Source organism: Burkholderia sp. E168m22 (assembly GCF_001319805.1).
Taxonomy (GTDB): domain Bacteria; phylum Pseudomonadota; class Gammaproteobacteria; order Burkholderiales; family Burkholderiaceae; genus Burkholderia; species Burkholderia orbicola.
Window position 1 is genome coordinate 1 of record NZ_BBSK01000140.1, and the last position, 20,594, is coordinate 20,594.

At 70.1% G+C, this 20,594-nt stretch carries 19 protein-coding genes; 1 reads left to right on the top strand and 18 read right to left on the bottom strand.

The window, feature by feature from the left end; all coding sequences use genetic code 11:
• The 18 genes from AP428_RS31275 to AP428_RS31360 all read right to left on the bottom strand — a co-directional run.
• The coding region (locus AP428_RS31275; protein WP_054928599.1) for a TauD/TfdA family dioxygenase at window positions 1–897 on the bottom strand (897 nt) is incomplete at its 3' end.
• 3 nt (window positions 898–900) lie between these two features.
• Window positions 901–1,563 (bottom strand): class I SAM-dependent methyltransferase, encoded by a 663-nt coding sequence (locus tag AP428_RS31280; protein WP_054928600.1) that lies wholly within the window; start codon window positions 1,561–1,563, stop codon window positions 901–903.
• 29 nt (window positions 1,564–1,592) lie between these two features.
• Window positions 1,593–2,843, bottom strand: a complete 1,251-nt coding sequence (locus AP428_RS31285) for a citrate/2-methylcitrate synthase (RefSeq protein WP_054928601.1) — start codon at window positions 2,841–2,843, stop codon at window positions 1,593–1,595.
• Window position 2,844: 1 nt separating this feature from the next.
• Window positions 2,845–4,695 (bottom strand): acyl-CoA dehydrogenase, encoded by a 1,851-nt coding sequence (locus AP428_RS31290; protein ID WP_054928602.1) that lies wholly within the window; start codon window positions 4,693–4,695, stop codon window positions 2,845–2,847.
• A complete protein-coding gene (locus AP428_RS31295; protein WP_011549199.1) occupies window positions 4,695–5,789 on the bottom strand; it encodes a hypothetical protein in 1,095 nt (364 codons plus the stop codon). The genes AP428_RS31290 and AP428_RS31295 overlap by 1 nt, the downstream gene beginning before the upstream one ends.
• Window positions 5,786–7,375, bottom strand: coding sequence for an acyl-CoA ligase (AMP-forming), exosortase A system-associated (locus tag AP428_RS31300; protein ID WP_054928603.1), 1,590 nt, complete (start codon window positions 7,373–7,375; stop codon window positions 5,786–5,788). Before AP428_RS31300 ends, AP428_RS31295 begins: the two co-directional genes overlap by 4 nt.
• Window positions 7,376–7,391: 16 nt before the next feature.
• Window positions 7,392–8,567, bottom strand: coding sequence for a PLP-dependent decarboxylase (locus AP428_RS31305; protein ID WP_054928604.1), 1,176 nt, complete (start codon window positions 8,565–8,567; stop codon window positions 7,392–7,394).
• Window positions 8,557–9,540 carry a 3-oxoacyl-ACP synthase gene (locus AP428_RS31310; RefSeq protein WP_012337010.1) on the bottom strand — a complete coding sequence of 328 codons (984 nt, stop codon included), beginning with the start codon at window positions 9,538–9,540 and terminating at the stop codon, window positions 8,557–8,559. The genes AP428_RS31305 and AP428_RS31310 overlap by 11 nt, the downstream gene beginning before the upstream one ends.
• 3 nt (window positions 9,541–9,543) lie before the next feature.
• Entirely contained in the window at window positions 9,544–10,527 is a 984-nt protein-coding gene (locus AP428_RS31315; protein WP_034176080.1) for a ferritin-like domain-containing protein, read from the bottom strand.
• A 1-nt stretch (window position 10,528) separates the two neighbouring features.
• On the bottom strand, window positions 10,529–11,158 hold the full coding sequence (locus tag AP428_RS31320; RefSeq protein ID WP_054928605.1) for a hypothetical protein: 630 nt from the start codon (window positions 11,156–11,158) through the stop codon (window positions 10,529–10,531).
• A 1-nt stretch (window position 11,159) separates the two neighbouring features.
• Window positions 11,160–12,035: a hypothetical protein gene (locus AP428_RS31325; protein ID WP_054928606.1), complete on the bottom strand. Its 876-nt coding sequence runs from the start codon at window positions 12,033–12,035 to the stop codon at window positions 11,160–11,162.
• A gap of 7 nt (window positions 12,036–12,042) precedes the next feature.
• Complete coding sequence (locus tag AP428_RS31330; RefSeq protein ID WP_006481176.1) at window positions 12,043–12,297, bottom strand: acyl carrier protein; 255 nt, start codon at window positions 12,295–12,297, stop codon at window positions 12,043–12,045.
• 58 nt (window positions 12,298–12,355) lie between these two features.
• Window positions 12,356–13,441, bottom strand: a complete 1,086-nt coding sequence (locus AP428_RS31335) for a hypothetical protein (RefSeq protein WP_054928607.1) — start codon at window positions 13,439–13,441, stop codon at window positions 12,356–12,358.
• 13 nt (window positions 13,442–13,454) lie between these two features.
• On the bottom strand, window positions 13,455–14,783 hold the full coding sequence (locus tag AP428_RS31340) for a hypothetical protein (protein WP_054928608.1): 1,329 nt from the start codon (window positions 14,781–14,783) through the stop codon (window positions 13,455–13,457).
• Complete coding sequence (locus tag AP428_RS31345; protein ID WP_054928609.1) at window positions 14,773–15,525, bottom strand: outer membrane lipoprotein-sorting protein; 753 nt, start codon at window positions 15,523–15,525, stop codon at window positions 14,773–14,775. The genes AP428_RS31340 and AP428_RS31345 overlap by 11 nt, the downstream gene beginning before the upstream one ends.
• Window positions 15,522–16,739, bottom strand: coding sequence for an ABC transporter permease (locus AP428_RS31350; protein ID WP_054928610.1), 1,218 nt, complete (start codon window positions 16,737–16,739; stop codon window positions 15,522–15,524). Before AP428_RS31350 ends, AP428_RS31345 begins: the two co-directional genes overlap by 4 nt.
• On the bottom strand, window positions 16,711–17,421 hold the full coding sequence (locus tag AP428_RS31355) for an ABC transporter ATP-binding protein (RefSeq protein WP_054928611.1): 711 nt from the start codon (window positions 17,419–17,421) through the stop codon (window positions 16,711–16,713). The genes AP428_RS31350 and AP428_RS31355 overlap by 29 nt, the downstream gene beginning before the upstream one ends.
• Window positions 17,418–19,181, bottom strand: coding sequence for a fatty acyl-AMP ligase (locus tag AP428_RS31360; protein ID WP_226292103.1), 1,764 nt, complete (start codon window positions 19,179–19,181; stop codon window positions 17,418–17,420). Before AP428_RS31360 ends, AP428_RS31355 begins: the two co-directional genes overlap by 4 nt.
• A gap of 420 nt (window positions 19,182–19,601) precedes the next feature.
• On the opposite strand from AP428_RS31360, the gene AP428_RS31365 reads away from it, so the two are divergent.
• On the top strand, window positions 19,602–20,549 hold the full coding sequence (locus tag AP428_RS31365; RefSeq protein WP_054928612.1) for a fatty acid desaturase: 948 nt from the start codon (window positions 19,602–19,604) through the stop codon (window positions 20,547–20,549).
• Window positions 20,550–20,594 lie beyond the last annotated feature (45 nt).

The following is a 20,594-nucleotide window of genomic DNA, read 5'->3' on the forward strand; positions in this document are numbered from 1 at the left end:
GCCGTAGCGGATCTCGTACGGGAACGCGGCGCGCGCGCCGTACATGCGCTGCAGGTAGCGATAGCTGAGCTCGCCCATCGAGCGCGGGTTCGGGTGCTGCGCGCTCGCCTGGTTGAACCACACCGTCTCGCCGGTGCGCGGATGCGTGCGCAGCGCGCTGCCGACGTGCGATACGGTCACGCTGCCGTCGTCGAGCCAGCGGCAGCCGACGCCGCGCTCGGCGCACAGCCGCTCGACTTCGTCGCGCTCGGTCGTGCCGAATGCGTCGTCCCACGGCCGGTGGTACGCGGCGAACGGCAGGTTCGGGTTCGCGGCGAGACCATCCGCGCGGTCGCCCGGCGCCGCGAAATTGCGTAGGTACATCACGCCGCGTTCGGCGAACCGCGCGCGCAGCGCGGCCGGCACGCGCGCGGTCACGCGCCGCATGTCGCAGATCGGCGTCTCGCCGCCCGCGTCGGCCGGCTGCCGGCAGTAGAACGCGACGAGGCGCGGAAACGCGGGCATGTAGGCCATCTCCTGATGCAGCCCGATCCTGAACGGCGGCGGCATGCGGGTCGATTCATAGACCTGGCCGTCGATCTGCTTGCGTGGCGCGGCGCCGGCCGTATAGCCGTTCGCGTGCGCCGGATACAGCGCGCCGAGGCGGCCGAACGCGGCGGTGTCGGGCACCGCGAAGCCGCGCCACAGCAGCGCGCCGCATGCGTCGAGCAGCGTGTCGATCGTGTCGAGCCGCGAGCGGTACCATGCGACAAACATCTCCGGCGACGTCGCGAGTTCGGCGCTGCGCGGCGTCACGCACAGCGGCAGCGTCGCGCCGGGCGCGACCGGCGCGCAGTGCACGTCGTCGGCGCCGAGCCGCACGGCCGCATGCGCGGCGAGGAAGGCGAGATCGGTCATCGCTCAGGCCAGCGCCGGTTTCTTCAGCAGGATTTCGAAGCCGAGCGCGCCGAGCCCCATGCTCGGGCTGTAGATCGACGCGACTTCGGCCAGACCGGCCTCGGCGACGAGTGCATGCGCTTCGTCGAGCGTGATCTTTTCCTCGACGTGGGTCGGCGGATAGTCGGCAGCGGCGCGCATCTCGGTGAAGCGGTCGAGCAGGTGCTGCGGCGCGTCGCGGCGCATGTCGTGCACGAGCGCGATGCCGCCCGGCTCCAGCACGCGGTACATCTCGGTCAGGCTGAGCGCCTTGTCGGGCAGGTGGTGCAGCGTCGCGCGGCCGACCGCCATCGTCAGCGTGCCGTCGTCGAACGGCAGCGCGAGCGCGTCGCCGACGCGCATCTCGATCGTGTCGTCGAGCCCGAGTTCGTGGATGCGCGGGCGGCCTTCGTCGAGCATCGCCGGATCGAGGTCGATGCCGACGTAGCGCCAGCCGCGCATCGCCGGATCGGTCGCGAGCCGCACCGGCACGACGCCGGTGGCCGTGCCGATGTCGGCGAGCGTGCCGGCCGTCATCCCGCGCGCCAGCTGGCGGATGCGGCTGATGAACAGCAGGTCCCACGGTTCGAGCGTTTCGGTGGCGAAGCGATCGTAGTCGTTCGCCGGGCGCAGGTTCTTGAGCAGCATGACGTTCCTTGTGCGAAAAGGGTGAGGGTTCACAGCCAGCCGACCGGCACGGCGGCCAGCAGCCGTCGCGCGGTCGCGCTGTTGACGCCGAACGCCGGGCGGCGGCGCCGTTCCACCGCATGCGCGGCCATCGCCGCGATGCGCGCGCCGAGCCCGATGCCGACGCCCCACGACGGCGCGGCGACACCGAGTTCGAGCAGCGTCGCGGCGGTCAGGAAATCGATGTTCGGCCGCAGCGCGCGGCGCGCGTCGGCCTGCGCGCAGCACGCGTCGAACAACGTCACGTACGCGCCGTCGAAGCCGCTCGCCGCGAACCGGCCGCGCATGTGCGGCGGACGCGGATCGGCGACGAACAGCGGATGGCCGAAGCCGTACAGCGTGCGTTTCGCGTCGAGCGCCGCATCGATCGCCGCGCGGCCTGCCGCATCGAGCGCGGCGGCCGGCGCGTCGGTGCCGCCCGGTATCGACCGCGCGAGCGCGGCGAGCCACTGCATCGCTTCGAGTGCCGCGCCGACGTGCGACGGCCCGCTCGCGAGGAAGCCGGACGCGATCGCCTGCGTCAGCGTGACGCCGGTGCCGATCGCGACGCGTGGCGCGAGCACGGTCGGCGTGATGTAGCCGAAGCCGGCGTGCCACGCGACGAGCAGCATGTCCATCGCCGCTTGCGCCGGCGCATCGCCGCGCGTCGCGCCGGTCAGCACGAGCATGCGTTGCGCTTGCGTCTGCGCTGCATCGAGCGCCGTGCCGCCGCGGGCGGGTGTGCCGGCCGCGAACGGCCGACCCTCGATCGCCGCATGCAGCAGGAATGGCGCGGCGGCCGCGCACAGCAGCATCGTGTCGAGATCGGCATCGTCGGGCGCCGGGCCGCGCGCGCGGTCGGTCACGTCGTCCAGGCCGCGCAGCAGGCCGGACGCGGCCGCGAACACCGGCGCGACGCCCGCCGCGCCGAGGTCGGCGGCGACCGACTGGGCGACCGAGCCCGGCGCCAGTGCATCGGCGAACGCCGCGAGCCGCGCGGCGATCGTCGCCTCGTGCGCGCGATGGTCGGTGCTGCCCGGCGCGACGTCGAACCACAGATGCGCGAGCGCGCCTTCGAACGTCGTCGCGCCGATCAGCGCGTTCAGGTCGAGATCGCGCACCCGCAGCGCTTCGGGGTCGAGCGTCGCGCCGTCGATATCGGTGCCGCGATGGCGCGTCGTCGGTCGGCCGAGCAGGTTGCGCGGCGCAGCGCCGGTCGCGGTCGTGGTGGCGGAGATGCTGGAGTCGAGTGTCGTGTCCATGTCATTCCACCGCGGCGAGTTCGTCGCTGCTGACGCTGATCGCCGCGTGCGCCATCGCGGCGATCACGGCCGCGTGCTGATCGACGACGGGCAGCACGTTCGCGAAGTAGTAGCGCGCGCTCTTCAGCTTGCCGCGATAGAACGCCAGCTCGGCCGGCGCGTCGGCGGTGTCCGGCGCATCGAGCCGGCGCGCGGCGATCGTCGCCGATTCGAGCAGCACCCACGCCGACGTGACCACGCCGAACATCTCCAGAAAGCGCGTGTAGAACTGGCTGCTGCGATGCGTGTGGCCGTCCTGCACGTCGCGGGCGATGTCGTCGAGCGCGGCGGCGATCCGGTCGGCGCCCACGCGCAACGCATCGAACAGCGGCCGCAGTTCCGCATGCGTGCCGGCGTGATGCTGCTGCGCGAGGAACGCGTCGAGTTCGTCGCGGTAGTACTGGATCAGCCGCGAATGGCGGCCGAAGCCGAGCTTGTCGCGCACGAGATCCTGCGCCTGGATGTAGTTCGTGCCTTCCCAGATCGACAGGATCTTCACGTCGCGCGCGTTCTGCTCGACCGGGCTCGCGTCGGTATAGCCGAGCCCGCCATGCACCTGGATCGCCGTTTCGCAGATGCGCCACGCCTGGTCGGAGATGAACGCCTTGCAGATCGGCGTCAGCAGCAATTGCAGCTTGCGATGGCGCTCGATCTCGGCCGGGTCGGCGTCGGGCGTGGCTTCGAGCATCGCCGCGCGCGTCGCGGTCGCCGCGAGCTTGCCGAGCAGGCCGCGGCAGCCGTCGACGCGGCTTTTCATGTCGACCAGCATGCGCTGCACGTCCGCGTGCTCGACGATCGCGACGCGCGCGGCGTGGGTGTTCGATGCGCGCTCGATCGGCCGGCCCTGCAGCCGGCGGCCCGCATACTCGACCGCGTGCAGGTATGCGCTCGACGCGACGCCGACGCCGAACATCCCGGTGCTCATGCGCGCCTGGTTCATCAGCGGCATCAGCTGCAGCAGGCCGACGTTGCGCCGGCCGCCGAGCAGCCAGCCTTTCGTCGTGCCGTTCGAACTGAACACGAGATGCGTGTTCGCGCAGCCCTTGAGCCCCATCTTGCGCGGCAGGCCGATGCAGTCGACGTGGTTCGGCTGCAGCTCGCCGGTTTCCTCGTCGGGCCAGAAGCGCGGCACGACGAGGCACGACAGCGAGAACGAATCCGGCGACGCGGTATCGATGCGGCCGAGCACGAAATACAGCGTGTTTTCCGTCAGTTCGTGCATGCCGGCCGAGATGTACACCTTCTCGCCGTCGATCGCGTAGATATCACGTTCGAGCGGCGTCGCGCGCAGCGCCACGGCGGTCAGGTCGGTGCCGGCCTGCGGTTCGGTCGCGCAGAAGCACGCGTCCCAGCGGTACGCTTCGAGCGGTGCGATCAGCGCCTTCTGGTGCGGCGTGCCGTGCATCTGCAGCAGCTTGACCGCGGGGCGCGTGAAGCCGCCGTAGGTCATGAACGACGGGTTCGCGCCCATGAACATCTCGTAGATCATCTGCGTGACGATCGGCGGCAGCCCGTGCGCGGTGCCGAACAGCGTGTTCGACCATTCGTCGCGAAAGCGCGCCCACAGCGCGTGGAAATGCGAAGGAATTCGTACCTGACCGTCGTCGAGCAGCGTGCAGCCCTCGACGTCGGCCTGCTGGTAGCTGCGCCCGAGGTCGAGCGCGAAATCGCGTGCGCGTTCGAGCAGTGCATCGATCGACGCGCGATCGTGCGTGCCGTACAGGCCGTGTTCCGCCAGGAACCGCTTGTCGGCCTCGAACAGTTCCCACAGAAAGAAGCGCAGTTCGCGCAGGCTTACCTTGTATGCGCTCATCATGCGTCTCCTTCGATATCGAGTGCGGCGTCGAGGCCGCCGGCCAGGTCGACCACGGCGGCGGCCGCCGCGCCATGCAGCGCCGCGTCCCACACGAGCACCGTGCGGCGCTCGCCTTCGTCGAGCGCGCCCGCGAGCCGGATCAGCGCGGCGGCCGATTCGGCCGACGACAGATGGCCCGAGCCGTCGTGCTGGATGCGCGCGGCGACCGGAATCGACGCGGCGTCGGCCACGCGCGCCGCGAAGCCGGGATCGAATCCGGGCGGCACGCACCAGTCGATCTGGTTCGCGCGCAAGTTGGCCTGTTCGAGCGCGCGGCGGATCGCGCGGGCGGCGACCGGCGCGAGCGTGTCGCGCAGCGCGGTTGGCGCATCGGCCCACGGGTCCGTGATCGATGGCCCGAATTCGAGCGCGACGGACCGTACGCCGCCCCACGCCGCAGGTTCCGGCGCCGGGCCCGCGCGCGACACGAGCAGCGCGGCGGCCGCGTCGCCGTAGCCGACCAGGTCGCCGAACTGGCGGAAGAACGGGTAGAGCCACTTGTCGCTGAGGATCACGAGCGCCTGGTCGCCTTCGTCGAGCAGCAGCCCGTCGAGCAGCATCAGCGCCGAATACCAGCCGAGCGTGCCGTTCTGGCCGAGCGCGAACGGCGTCACGCGCTGCAGCCCGAGTTCGTACTGCATGCGGCCGACGACCGAGTCGCCGATCCCTTCGTTGAGCGCGCAACTGGCGACGATCACGTGCGTCGTGCGGGCCAGCGCGCCGGAGCCGAGCTGGTCGCGCAGGTCGAGCGCCGCGTCGGCGGCCAGATCGGCGAGGCTGCGCCCGGGCGGTGCGACGCGCAGCGCGGGCCGGCCGCCCGGCGCGAGGCGCGTGCCTTCGTCGGGCGTCAGCGCGCCCATGCCGCGCGGCCGCGCAAAGCGCGCCTGCGGCAGCAGCAGGTGCCGGTAGCCGGGGTGGCGCTCCTGCGCCTGGATTGCGCTGAACACGACGGCGGGCGGCAGCACCACGACACCGCCGGACAATGCGAGCGTGCCGGGCGCGGCGACGCGCGGCGCGCCGACACAGGTTTCATCGAGCGTCGACAGGCTCATGCTGCGGTCTCCTCGAGGTTCGGGCGCGCGAACGCGTCGCGATACTGCGCTTTCAATGCGGGTCGGTCGATCTTGCCGTTCGGGTTGCGCGGCAACGTCGGCAGCGGCTCGACGACGAGCGGGTTCATGTAGGTGGGCAACGCGTCGCGGCATGCGCGGGCGATGTCGGCGCGGCACGCGTCGGCGTCGAGCGTCGACACGACGCACGCGGCGATCGCTTCACCGAGCGCCGGGTGCGGGACGCTGAATACCGCGGCCTCGCGGATGTGCGGCAGCGCGAACAGCACGTCCTCGACCTCGGTCGGGCTCACGCGATAGCCGGAGGTCTTGATCATGTCGTCGCCGCGCGCGACGAAGTACAGGTAACCGTCCGCGTCGCGCCGCACGATGTCGCCCGACCACACGGCGACGTCCGGGCGCGGAATCTCGCCGTGCCGGCGCGGCAGCGGACGAAAGCGCTGCGCGGTCAGCTCGGGCCGGTTCCAGTAGCCGAGCGTGACGAACGCGCCGCGGTGCACGAGCTCGCCGGGTTCGTCGGCCGCGCATTCGCTGCCGTCGGCGCGCAGCACGAGGATCTCCGCGTTCGGCACGGCCTTGCCGATCGACGTCGGGCGCAGCGCCGCGTCGGCCGGCGCCAGGTAGGTCGAGCGGAACGCCTCGGTCAGCCCGTACATCAGGTACGGCGAAGCCTGCGTGAACAGCGCCTGCAGGCGGTGCAGCAGCGGCGTCGCGAGATGGCCGCCGGTGTTCGCGAAGCGGCGGAGCCGCGTGCGTGCGGTGTCGCTCCAGCCGGCCGACGCGATCTGCATCCACAGCGGCGGCACGCCGGTGATCGACGTCACGCCGAACGCGTCGCAATGGCGCGGCACCTCGGCCGGCTGCAGGAAGTCGAGCGGCGTGTAGCACGCGCCGGACGCCAGCGCGGTCGTGAGCTGGCTCAGGCCCGCGTCGAAGCTGAGCGGCAGCACGCCGAGCACGACGTCGTCTTCGGCGAGCTGCTGATACGCGGCGACGCTGAACGCACCCGACACCAGGTTGCGATGCGACACGACGACGCCCTTCGGCTTGCCGGTCGAGCCGGACGTATAGAGCAGCGCAGCCGGATCGTCGTCGACCGGGCGGCCGGCGGGGGCCGCTGCCGATGCTGATGCCGGCGTATCGGTGCCCGGCGAGTCGATCGCATCGGCCAGTTCCTCGATCAGCAGCGTGCGCGCGCCGACGAGCGCGGCGAGCGCCGGCAGGCGCTTGAGCCGCTGCGCGCCGGTCACGAACAGCGCGGCGCCGCTGTCGGCGACGATGTGTTCGATCTGCGCTTCCTTCAACTGCGGATTGACCGGTACGAAGATCGCGCCGAGTGCGTTGGCCGCGAGCATCGCGACCACGGTTTCGACGCGCTTCGGCGCGTAGATCGCGACGCGTTCGCCGGGCCGCACGCCGCGCGCCGCGAGTACGGCGGCGGCGCGCCGGACCGCGCGGGCGAGCTGATCGTAAGTCAGGGTGCCGTCGCCGTCGGCATACGCCGGATGATGCGGCCAGCGCTCGGCGCCGTGTTCGAGCAGGTCGGCGATGCTGATCAATGCGTTCATGATCGGCTCCTCGGGTTTAGGCCGGCCGCACGTACACGTGCGCGGCTTCGTGGGACAGGAAATGCGCCATCGAGTACGTGCGGTGATACGCGCCGCAGCGTTCGAACACCGCGATGTCGCCGACCTGCGGCGGCGCGCCCGCGTCGTCGCGGCCGATCACGTCCGCGCGGCTGCAGGTGCTGCCGACGTAGAGCGTCGGCACGCCGCGCGGCGGCGGCGCGGGCGTGCGGCGCACGAGCGACGGCGCGGCCAGACGGCGCATCACCGATTCGGTCTGCGCGAGCAGGAACGCATGCGACAGGCCGCCGTCGCAGACGGCGATCGTGCGGTCCTGCCATGTCTTCACCGCGACGACGCGCGTCGCGAACACGCCCGCATCGGCGAAGATCGCGCGGCCCGATTCGTGCGCGAGCGAATAGGGGCCGGCCAGCGGCGCGAGCGCGGCGGCATAGCGGTCGAACGCGGCATCGCCCGGGTGATCGTCGGCAAAACCGCCGCCGAGGCTCAACGAACCGAGCGGCGCGCCGTTGGCGGGTGCGAGATCGCGGGCCAGCGCGGCGAGCAATTCGGGCAACACGAGCGTGTCGGGCTGCGTCGGGTCCTGGCGGATGAACGAATGCGGGCCGGAGAAGACGTGCAACCCGGCCACCGGCAGGCCGGCAGCCGCGAGCGTGCGCACCGCGTCGTGCGCCTCGTTCGGCGTCATCCCGAAGTGGTCGTGCCACGGTGCGCGCGCCTGTTCACCCGCCAGCGCGCCGGCATTCACGCGCAGCAGCACCGCGCCCGGCGTGCTGCCGCCGGCCGCCGCTTCGCGGGCGAGCGGCACGAAGCGCGCGACCGCGTCCGGGTTGTCGAGCACGAAATGGCAGCGCGACGCGAGCCCCGCCCGCATGAACATCTCGTCCATCGACGGATTGTTCAGGTAGCGCGGCGTCTTGATCCGGCCGATCACCGCGTCGAGTTCGCCGCGGCTCGCGAGTTCGACGCCGTCGTCGTACGCATGCGCGCAGCGCGCGAGCATGTCCTGGTTCGGGTTCGCCTTCAGCGACACGATCAGCCGCGTGCCGAGCCGCGCCTTCAGCGACCGGTAGCGGGCGATCGCGATCTCGGGCTCGTACACGTAGCACGGCGTGCGCAGATCGGTGATCCACGCGTGATCGGCGGTGGCGGGAAGCGGGCGCTCAGGCGTCATGGCGGCCCACCGGATGGAGCGTGGCGGCCGCATACGCGCCGCAGTTCGACTGCATCACGCCGAGCACGCGCCGGCCATGCGCGAGCGCATCGAGCCCGACGTCGGCCAGGTTGATCGGAAAATCCGAACAGCACGCGTGGCCGCGCGCATGGATGTTGTCCGCGTAGAGCCGCTCGGCGGGCACGCGCATCGCGCGGCACAGCGCGTTCCAGCCGGGCAGGTCGGCGTTGTGCGGCAGCACGAGGTCGTACGCGTCGAGCGCATGCGGCTCGAGCGCGACGGCCGCGTCGATCGCGCGGCGCGTGTACGGCCACTCCATCATGATCAGGTCGGCCTCGTTCGCGGCGACCGTGTCCGACCCGCGATGCCATTTCGCGTGCGTCTCGATCGCGATGCCGCCGAGCCGGTTCTTCGTGCTGTTGCGCGCGATCAGCATCGCGGCCGCGCCGTCGCACTGCACGCCGGTCATCTGCCGCATCCGGTAATCCTCGCCGTACACGCGGTCGGACGACACGACGAGCGCCGCGTCGAGCTGCGGATGGCGGCGCATCAGCGCGCGAACCGTCTCGATGCCGGCCGCGACCGACACGCAGTTCAGTTGCGCGACGGAGCCGAGCCACAGCGGCTCGATGCCGAATTGCGCGGCCACTTCGTGCGGCAGGCTGCGCGGCGCGGGCGGCACGCTGAACTGCTGCGTGTGGACGTGCACGATCGCGCCGACGTCGGACGGATGCACGCGCGCGGTGTCGAGCAGCCGGCCGACCGCCGCGATCGCGAGATCGGTCTCGCTCGTGTCGAGCGCCATGTGGAAATAGCGGCTGCCCGACTGCGCGATCGCGGCCGCCCGCTGAGCCGGATAGTCGCGTTCGGCGGCCCAGGCCTCGATATCGACGGGCGGGCCCGGCAGCTCGTACGCCACCGCGTCGATGCCGATCCAGAAATCGCGTGACGCTTGGGAGGAGGTCGTCGTCATGGTTCAGTTGAGCGGCATCGCCGCGTAGTCGAGGACGTCGAGCTTTTCGAAGGTCGCCTGCACGGTCGGCGTGAGCAGCCCCATCTCGCGGATCGTCGGCACCAGGCGCCGGAAGATCGAGCGGCGGATCGAGCTCGACACCGGCGATTCGCGCACCATTGCGCTGCATTCGCGCTTGGACAGCCCCATCGGTTCCCAGATGTCGTCCGCGCACAGGTGCTCGTACAGCACGGCCGCGCCTTCGCAGATGAACTCCTCGCGCTCGCGCAGTTCGTGCGAGCTCATCTCCGCATACACGCGGCACAGCGTGATCCGGCCGACCGCGAAGTGGCGTGCTTCGTCGCGCTGGATTCGCAGGAACAGGTCCTTGATGAACGGATCGGTGCTGTACGCGACGACGCTCTGGAAGATCGACAGCGCGATGCCCTCGACCAGCACCTGCATCCCGAGGTTCGTCATGTCGAGCGCGCTGCTCGTGATCGTGTCGTGCAGCAGCCCCTTCAGCGAGCGGCTCATCGGGTAGCTGACGTCGAGCTTTTCGTTGACGAGCTTCGCGTACGCCTCGACGTGGCGCGCTTCGTCCATCATCTGCGCGGCCGCGCACAGCCGCGCGCTCAGGCCGTCCTCGGCCGACGCGAGCTTCGACGCGCAGATCAGCGCGGCCTGCTCGCCGTGCAGGATCTGCGACAGCAGCCAGCCCTGCGCGTGATGGCGCACCTCGCGCTTGTCGGCGTCCGCGAGCTTGCCCCACAGCTCGGTGCCGTAGATCAGCAGCGTCGGGTCGGGCATGCCGAGCGGGTTCGCCGGGTCGAGGTCGTGGCTCCAGTCGACGTCGGTCGCGACGTCCCACTGCGCGGCCTTCGCCTTCTCGTACAGCCGGTTCAGCGCCTCTTCGCGCAGTGCGTAGTCGTTCGACATCAGCGCGTCGACGGGCATCGACCAGCGGATATCGGCCGTGTCCTGCATCACGGTAAGCGTGTCATTCATGTCAGGGTCTCCCCGGCCGCGCGGCGGCGCCGGAATGATGGGCGGAATCGGTAAACGGGGCGGCGGCGCGCGACGCGCCCGGGTGCGGTTCGAGACGGATCGCGAACGACGGCCACGCGCCGCGCAGTTGCGCGTCGAACGCATCGGCGAGCCGCGCGGGCCAGATCGCGCAGCACACGCGGTTGTCGCCGGCGAATTCCGCATCGCGCAGGATGCGGTCGCCGATCCACACGACCGGCGCGCCGCGCGATGCGTCGCGCAATGCTTCGTCGTACAGGTGCACGCCGAGCAGCACGTGCGGGGCAAGCAGTTCGGCCGGCAGCGCGCCGAAGTACGGTGCGCACACCTCGATGAACAGGCGGGCATCCGGATGCACGGCGTCGCGAATCCGCGCGGTGACTTCCGCGAGGAATGCGAAATACTGGACATGGTCGAGCAGCACGCGGCGCTCGCCGCCGGCCACGTCGGACGTATTGCCCGCGTCGTACGCATCGCCGGCCGCTTCCGCGAGCGCGGCGCGTGCATAGTCGGCCGGCGTGTCGAGCGGCATCCGGTACGCGCTGGCCGCGACCGCCACGGGCTGTCGCGCGTCGCGCTCGATCCGGTAGGTGAAGTGAACGGGTCGCACCATGTCACGCCTCGCCGTCGAGAGAAAACGTCGCGTCCGGCGCGAACGCGACGTCGGCGATCGCGTAATAGCCGTTCAGCGCGAGCGAGCAGACGGCCGCGCGGCGCGGCGTGTCGCCGTCGCGGTGCGCGAGCAGCACCGACAGCCACGGGTCGCTGCCGAACGCATGACCGAACACGCCGTGGCCGTCCGGCAGCAGCGGCGTCTTGCCGACCGACGCGAGCAGCGCGCGGCGCGACGTGGCCGGAAAGAACGGCAGCGCCGCGTGCAGGCCGGGGCGCGCCGCGCAGAACGTGCGGATGTCGCGGCCGAGCCGCACGACCGCGCTGGCCGGCGGCGCGGCGTCCGCGATGACCGACTGCGCCGGTTCGCGGCCGACGTCGACGAGCAGCGTGCAGACGCCGAAGCCCGAGCGCCCCCAGGCGGGATTGCCGTGCCAGTACGTGTAGCCGTGCACGTCGACGTCGACGATCTGCAGCAGCAGCGTGCGCGGCCCGGTTTCCGCCGCGGTCGCGAGCGCGCGGCGCAGCACGTAGCCCCAGCCCGCGCATTCGTACGAGCAGGTCATCCAGTCGGGCGTGTAGTCGTTCGCGCCGGCAAGGGCCTGCGCGAACACGCGATGCTGCGGCGAATCGTTCATCAGCAGCATCGACAGGATCGTCGAGCTGACCACGTAGTCGTCCGCGCCGATCGCACCGCACAGCCGCTCGCGTTCGGCGCACGCGAGCGTGCCGATCGCGCGGGCCGTATCGTCGAGCGGCACGGCCGCGCCGTCGCGCGACGGCGCGACGCGCCGGTACGCGAGCGCCTGCACGGTCAGCGCGGTCGCCGGGGCCGGCTGGACGGCGGCGGCCGCCACGGGGGCAAGGGGCGCGAGCATCGCCGTATCAGGCCGCGTGCTGCTGGCTGCGCAGTTGCGCGTCGAGCTGTTGCAGCGTCGTGTACTGCGTGATGTTCAGCGCTTCCGGATCGATCGAGCCGTAAAGCTGTTCGCAGAACACGATCAGCTCGACGATGTTCAGCGAATCGATGCCGAGTTCGCCGATGCCGGCGTCCGTGTCGACGGTTTCGACGTTGAGGATCTTCGCGACTTCGCGGGACAGGATGTCGAGCGCGTCGGCCGGAACGTTCTGGGTCGTCATGAGGGGAGCTCCTGAAGTTGAGTGGATTTGATCGGGATCGATCGGCCTGTCGCGTGGGTCAACTGCCGGCTTCGCAGCGCAGGCTCTTGCGAAGCTCGTGATAACAACGGTACGAACTGCCTTCCATCTTCGAAAACGCCAGCAGGTCGCGCTGGTCGTCGAACAGCGGCACCTTGCCGTCGCGTACGAGCGCGCTCAGGAACTCGTTCGACAGCAGCTTGATCGCGAGCACGCGCTGCACCTTGCCGAAGCTGTAGTGCGCATCGTCGGTCTGGCTGCGCGCGGCGTCCGCGATGAAGCGGTGCACGGCGCGCGCATCGGCGTCGAGTTCGACGCGGCCGGTCCGCTCGAGCCAGCCGACGTGCGCCATCAGCGCGCGGACGAAGTACGGCCGCACGACGGTCAGGTATTTGTTGAATACGGTCGGGCCGCCGATCCGCAGCCGGTCCTCGGCGGCGACGCGCACTTGGCCGCCGACGTTCGCGAGCTGCAGGTTGCCCGCGAGGAACGGCGCGCCGCAGGTCGAGCGTTTCAGCTTTCGGTATTCGTCGGGCCACACGAGGTAGGCGGCCGGGAACATCACGCCGGGCAAGCGCGCGGCGACGACGGCCATGCAGTCGCGATGCGCCTCGATGCCCCACACCTTGTCGACGGTCAGTGCGAGGCCGTTGTCGTCGCTGCGCACGACCGTGCGCCAGGCAGCGAGCGTCGGTCCGCCGCCGTCGCTCATCAGGAACGCGAAGTTGTGGCCGGCGTCGATGCACTCGCAGGCGCGGCGATTCTGGTCGTCCGAGAAGAACAGCCCGAACATGATGCGGATGAACGCGCGCATGAACGGCTTGAACAGGTGATGAAACCCTTCGCGGCCGATCTGCTCGAGCAGCGCTTCGGTGAGCGGCGCCTCGTCATGCCGCAGCGGGGTCGACGCGGACGCGTCGGGCAGCACGTCCGGTGCCGTGGAGCGCAGTGCGATCACCATCTCGCTGTCGAGCAGCCGCACGGCGGCAGCCTCGACGAGCCGGGCCGCCGCATGCGGCGGCGTGCCGATCGCATCGAGGTGGCGCAGTACCGGATACGCGGCCTGATCGGCCACGCGCAAGAGCAGCGACGGTGCGAGCGGGCCGGGGGCGGAAAGCGTGGACATGGCAGGGTTCCTGTCAGAAACGCACGCGCACGGCGGCGTCGATGCGGGTGCCGAGACCGACCATCCGGTACTCGGACTGGCTGTCGGAGAAGGCGTGGGTGAGCGCGACATCGACGCTCACGCGTTGATTCACGTCGGCGACGACCTGCGCGATCGCGAGCAGGCCCTTGTCCTGCGGCGAATAGACGCCGCGCAGCGAATACTCGATGCGGCCGACTTTCTTGCCGAGCCGCGCGAACAGGTAGTCGCGCAGGCTGCCGTCGACGCTCACGAAATTGGCCGTGCCGCCGAGGCCGGCCAGCGCCGCGCCGGGCGCGACGGGCAGCAGCGCGTTGTTCGCCTGTACCGCACCGACCATTCGGCGCCACTGGCTCGCGTCGTAACGCGCTTCGTCGTGCGACCACTCGACGATCAGCGACAGGTTGCCGGGCAGCGCGCTCTGCATGCCGAGCGCGCTGCGCCACATGTACTGGCGATCGTTGCGGCGATCGACGGCGTCGTACGCGGCGGCCGTATCGAGCGGCGTGCCGTTCGCGATGAAGGCCGGCAGCGGCCGCGTCGTGCCGCGCTCGACCCACGCGCTCGCATAGACGGTGTTCGAGCGCGCGACGTCGAACGACAGCGTCGCGCCGGTGCCGCCGCGGCCCGCGTGACGGCCGGCGAGCAGCGCGGCCGAGCCGCCCGACCAGTTGTAGGCGCCGCGTACGAGCTGCGTCGCGCCCTGCACGTCGCGGTTGTCGACGTCGTTGCGCAGCGTGCGGTTCTCGCCGGCGATGAACTGCAGCGTGGTCTGCTCGCCGGCCCATTTCGCTTCGACGAGCGGCGTGCCTTCGACGTCGCCGTAGCGATCGTAGATGTCGGCCGTCGCGGCCCGCTTCTGGAAGAAGCCGAGCGGGAAGAACGCCTGCGACGTGTCGAGCGTATCGATCCGCTTGCCCGCCGTGAGCGTGATGCCGTTGTCGAACGCGTAGCGCACGCCGGCTTCGTTGAAGCGGCTCGCCTGCGCGCCGAGCGAGTGGTTGCTCGCGACCACGCGCGCATTCGCGAACAGGTTCTCGCCGTCGATGCGCGCGAGCAGGCCGGCTTCCTGCTGATTGCGCGGCGAATCGCCGATCAGGCGGCCGAGCAGCGCGCGGCCGTCCATGCTGTCGACGGTGCGCGCGTAGCCGATGCCGTTGAGCGTGCCGAGCTGGTCCATCAGCGATTCTCCGTGCGCGAGCGTGCAGCCGAGCGCGAGCGGGATGGCAAGCGCGACACCGGGCCAGCCGCGGCGGGCGCGTTCGGGCGATGAATGGAGGCGGTCACGATGAGCGTCGGCATCGGCGTCGTACTCACTGGCCATCGGCGAGCGTGTCGGGATTGAACCAGCCCGACGGAATCTTGCGCGGCTGGCCGTCGAGGATGTCGACGACGCTTGCGCGCTGTTTCTCGACCTCGTTGCGATACGTGATCTTGCGGATCACCTTGCGGCCGTTCGCGTCGACCGGCGCGGAGAAATCGGCGCTGCGAAACAGCAGGCCGCTCGCCAGGAAGAACTGCGCGCGCACCGGCACGTCGGTATCGGGCGTGACCCACAGCTTGATCGTCGGGTAGACGTTGTCGGGATCGGTCGCGGTCAGGTCGAGCTCGGTGGCCGGCTTGCCGGCGATCGGCGTCGTGCCGGGCGCGGCCGTCGCGCGATAGCTGTCGGCCCAGTGCGTGCGCGTGATGTCGCTGATCACGACTTCGCCTTGCAGCCGCTGCATCCCGTTGATGCGTACCGCGCTGCGCGTGTTCGGCACGTAGAACCAGTGCCCGCGCGTCGTCGCGAGGTACTTCTGGCCGTCGTTCTCGCCGCTGCGCGTCAGCGCGAGCGTGTCGCCGTTGCCGCGCGTGTAGACGAGATAGCGCGTCGCGTCGCCGGACTGTCCGCCGACTTCGTTGGTGATCTGGATGTTCGTCTGCGTATCGGCGGCCGTGCTGCGATACGCGTCGGCGCGGGCGAGCATGGTCTGGGCCGCCGGCGCGTCGGCCGCTTGCGCGGCGAGCGGCGCGCACGCGACGAGCGCGGCGAATGCGGCGAACGTGAGGCGAATGCGATTCATGGGGCGAGTCCTTCGAGGATGTTGCGTTTCGCGAGCCCGAGCGTCGCGAGCAGCGCCGCGGCCACGCCGAGCACGACGAACGCGGCTTCGACGGCGGCCACGGCGACGGGCGACACCGTGAATTCGAGCAGGATCGGCTTCACGCGGCCGGGTGGTGCGGGCAGGTGGATCTGCGCGTGATTGAGCGCGACCATCGTCAGCAGCGCGAGCGCGATGCCGGCGGCCGCACCGAGCAGGCCGAGCAGCGCGGTTTCCTGGATCAGCACGCCGCGCACCGTGGCGGCCGGCACGCCGAGCGCGCGCAGCGTCGAGATCTCGCGGCGCCGCTCGACGATGCTCATCAGGATCCAGTTGCTCATCGACAGCAGGATCGTCACGCAGAGAATCGCGCCGAACACCGAGAACTGGTTCTTGTACAGCGCGACGACCTGGTGATAGAGCGACACGAGCTGATCCCAGGTCTTCACGTCGAGCGTCGGCAGCGCCGCGCGCAGCGCTGCTGCTGCGGCCGGCGTGCCGGCGGTGTCCTCGAGGAACACCGCGATGCGCGACGCGCGGTCGGTGCGCAGCAGCGCCTGCGCGGCCGTGAACGTCACGTTGACGATCCGTTCGTCGACGTCCTTGTTGCCGGTGCTCATCACGCCGACGATCTGCGCGTCGGTCGCGTTGATGCCGCCGTGCGCGGTCGACGCCATCAACTGCACGACCGAGCCGACGTGCACGCCGAGCTTGCGCGCGAGTTCGGCGCCGACGACGACTTCGGTGCCGGCGTTCGTCGGCGACAGATAGCGGCCCGACAGCACCGTGTGATAGTCGAAGAAGCCGGGCGGCTCGCGATTCGGCTCGATCCCTTCGCCGACGAAGCCGTAGCTGAGATCGCCGTTCGACACGAGCCCGTCGAAGTCGATGCCGCGCGCGGTCGTCGCGACGCCGGGCAGCTTTGCAATCGCCTGCGTGGCGGCGGCCTGCTCGTCCGCGGTCAGTCCGTATTGCAGCGGCCGTTCGCCGATCAGGTCGAGATAGCCGTGGTGCAGCACCTGCACGTGGCCGACGCCGCTGTCGATCGACCCTTCGCGCACCGCGTCGAAGGTTGCGATCACGTAGCCGAGCGCGAGGCTCGACGCGAACGCGGCGACGCCGATCATCGCCATCGTCAGCACGGTGCGGCGCCGGTTGCGCCAGAGGTTACGCCACGCAAACGTCGACCAGTTCACGATTCACTCCCGGTACGCCGTCGCGCATCTCGATGCGGCGCGGCAGGTGCGCGCACAGACGATCGTCGTGCGACGCAATCAGAAAGGCGGTGCCCAGCGTGCGGTTGGTGTCGAGGATCAGCTCGGCGACCGCGCGCGCGTTGGTGCTGTCGAGGCTCGCGGTTGGTTCGTCCGCGATCACGATGGCCGGCTCCTTGGCGAGCGCGCGGGCCAGCGCGACGCGCTGCTGCTCGCCGCCGGACAGCTCGCCGGGGCGGTGCCGCTCGCGCGCGGCGAGCCCCACCGCATCAAGCATCGCGCGGGCCCGTTCGCGCCGCGTGCGCGGCGTGCCCCATGCGAAGCAGCCGAGCTCGACGTTTTCGAGCGCCGACATCACCGGAATCAGGTTGAATTGCTGGAATACGAAGCCGATGCGTTCGCGGCGAATTCGTTCGAGCGTGTCCGGCGCGTCGTCGATGCGGCGGCCTTCGAGCCAGCGTTCGCCGCTCGTCGGCACGTCGAGAAAGCCGGCGAGGTTGAGCAGCGTGCTTTTGCCGCTGCCCGACGGCCCGACGAGCGCGACGACGTCGCGCTGCCCGATCGAGATCGTCGCGCCGCGCACCGCGACGACGCGGCCCGCGCCTTCGTATGTGCGCGTGACGTCGCGCAGTTCGAGCACCGGGGCGAGGGACGAGGCCGTCATGCGAACGCTCCCTGGACTGCTTCGACGGCGGCCGACGCGGGAATCACGGGCAGCGCGCCGTTCGCATAGAGATCGCGACACTTCAGGCGTTGCAGCTTGCCGCTCGTCGTGCGCGGCAGCGAGCCGGGCTCGACGAAACACAGATCCTGCGCGGCGAAGCCGATGCGCGACGCGAGCAACTGCTGGCACTCGGTGCGCGTTTGCGGCGTCGCGTCGACGGGCCGCGCCTCGATCGCGACGACCAGCCGCTCGGTGCCGGTTTCGGGATCGGGCAGGCCGAACGCGATGCAGGTGCTCTTGCGCAGCGCGCTGTGCGACGCCAGCGCTTCCTCGATCTCGTGCGGGAAATAGTTGCTGCCGCGGATGATGATGACTTCCTTCTTGCGGCCGAGGATATGCAGCTGGCCGTCCGCGACGTAGCCGATGTCGCCGGTGCGGAACCAGCCGTCGGCCGTCAGCGGCGCGGCGATCGTGCCGTCGTCGGGGTTCAGGTAGCCGAGCATCACCGACGTGCCGCGGATCGCGACTTCGCCGACCGCGCGGTTGGCCAGCGCATGGCCGCCGTCGTCGAGGATGCGGAACGCCATCCCGTCGATCGGCGTGCCCATCGCGAGCACCGTTTCGGTCTCTGTGTCCTGGCCGTCGTTCGCGGCGGCCGGCTGCGCGTCGCGGCGCTCGATCAGCGCGCGCCGGTCGAGCGTATCGGCGATCACGTACGGCGCGCCGTCGACCGCGCCTTCGTGCCATGCGCGATGCATCGATACCGCGAGCGTCGATTCGGCCATCCCGTAGCACGGTTGCAGCGCCGACGCTGCCAGCCCGTACGGCGCGAATGTCGCGGCGAAATCGCGCAGCGTCGCGTCGTCCACGCGTTCGCCGCCGATGAAGATGTTGCGGCACGCGGACAGATCGACGCCGTCCATCGCGGCGGCGTTGAAGCGGCGCACGCAGTAGCGCAGCGCGAAGGTCGGCACCGACGTCGTCGTTGCGCGCGCCGACGCGATGCGCTTCAGCCAGCCGAGCGGATTCCGGATGAAGCTGTTCGGCTGCATCATCAGCAGCGGCGCGCGGTAATGCAGGTTCGACAGCAGCGTGAGCAGCCCCATGTCGTGATAGAGCGGCAGCCACGACGCGGTGCCGTCGCCGGCCGCGATGTCGAAGCGCACCGATCCGCCGATGCCGAGCACGTTCGCGATCACGTTCTCGTGGCTGAGCACCGCGGCCTTCGGATGCGACGTCGAACCGGACGTGAGCTGAACATGATGCGGATCGCGGCCGCTCTTGGAACTGATCAGCGCGCGCGCGCCGGCGTCGGCCGCGCTCGATAGCGTCGCGAGATCGACCACGCGCGTGGCGGCCGCGGGAAACGCATCGTCGCGCCAGGCCGCGGCTTGCGCGTCCGCGGCAACCACGAGGCGCGGCCGGTACAGCTCGCACGCGACGTCCGCCACTTGTCTCCCGGCCGCCGCACGCCGCATGGGAACGGGCACGGTGCAGGGCAGTGCACCGGTCATCACGCAGGCCATCATCGCGGCTGCATGCTCGACCGACGCCGGCAGCGCGAGCATCACCAGATCGTTCTCGCGTACCCCGAGCTCGCGCAGCGCGCCGGCCTGACGAAAAACCTCTTCCGCGAAGTGCCGGTACGTGATGCCCGCTTCGTGGCCCGCGTCGTCGACGAACGTCATGCGATGCATGGCGCCCGCCACGTCCTCGAGCGATTCGATCAGGCGGTGAATGGTGGATGCGTACTTCGTCACGAGGATTCTCCCCTTGAGGAACACGGCCGCTCGCGCCACGGTGCCGGCGGCGCCGTTCGTCGAGTGAGGTGGATTCTTGCCGGATCGATTCGCCGCGACAAACGGAATCTATGCACGCTATGCATGAGCGGAGCGCATCCACTCGGGGCAGCACACGTTCGTTATCTCTGTGAGCCAGTCCTAGGTGACTGGTCGGTCTCATTCGACCGGTCGTCTAGTTCACGATGTGGTGCGCTCATGCGCGTGCGTCATGCAATGCGTTCGGAAAATTCGTTTGTCCGAAACATCGACTCACAGAAGAATTGCATCCCGGCAGCGCGCCAGCGTCGCCGCGTCATCGTGCCGGGCAGGGCCCGGCTCAAGGAGAGCGTCTTGTCCGTCACCTCATCGCTTGTCGCCCGATCGAAACCGGTTGCAGACATGAAGAGCCGCCCGAGCGGCGTGGTCTTCTCGCTGAAGCTGGTGGTCTACGCAGCGCTCATCGCGCACGGGATGATGTTCGCGCTGTCGGCGCTCGTGATCCTGAAGATCGTCGGCATCCTGCTGATCGGTGCGATGTATGCGCACGGCGTCGAGCTGCAGCACCAGGCGCTGCATTACCAGGGGTTTCGCAGCAAGCGCCTGAACATGGTGTTCGGCGTGCTGCTCGGCATGCCGATGCTCGTGTCGTTCCATGCGTACCAGGACAGCCACCTGCGTCATCACCGGCTGCTCGGCACGCCGGAGAACAAGGAGTTCTTCGACTACGGCGACCAGTACGGCGCGAGCCCCGTCGTCAATGTCGGGCTGTGGGCCTGGCGGCTGTCGATGGCCGCGCACTATATCCAGTTCGCGAAGAACGTCGCGAAGCTCGTCGTGCCGGGCGCGCGCTTCGGCGACAACGCGCTCGTGTCGCGCGCGATCCGCCGCGACTATCTGCTGATGGCCGCGGCGATCGCGCTGCTGGCCGCGCTGTCGTTCGCCTTGCACACGTGGTGCGTCGTCTGGGTGTGGGTCGTGCCGCTCGTGTTCGTCGCCGCGCCCGTGCATGCGCTGGTCGAAATGCCGGAGCACTATCGCTGCGACCTGACGAGTACCGATCCGTTCCGCAACACGCGGACGATCGAGAGCAACGCGTTCATGACGTGGTTCACGAACGGCAACAACTATCACGTCGAGCATCACATGATGCCGAGCCTGCCGATCGAGCGGTTGCACGATCTGCACGGTGCGATCGCGCCGCGCATTCGCTATTACCACCGCACGTATCGGCAGTTCTACTACGCGTTGCTGCGCGGCCGGCTGTCGCCGCGCTCGGTGGAAGACGATCGGGACGATCGCGAGCCCGATGCCGAAGCGGCTGCGCCGGCGTCCACGCAATCGGCGTGAGCGCCGGTGCCGAACGCCTTGCCATGACGGTGACGACGATGCTCT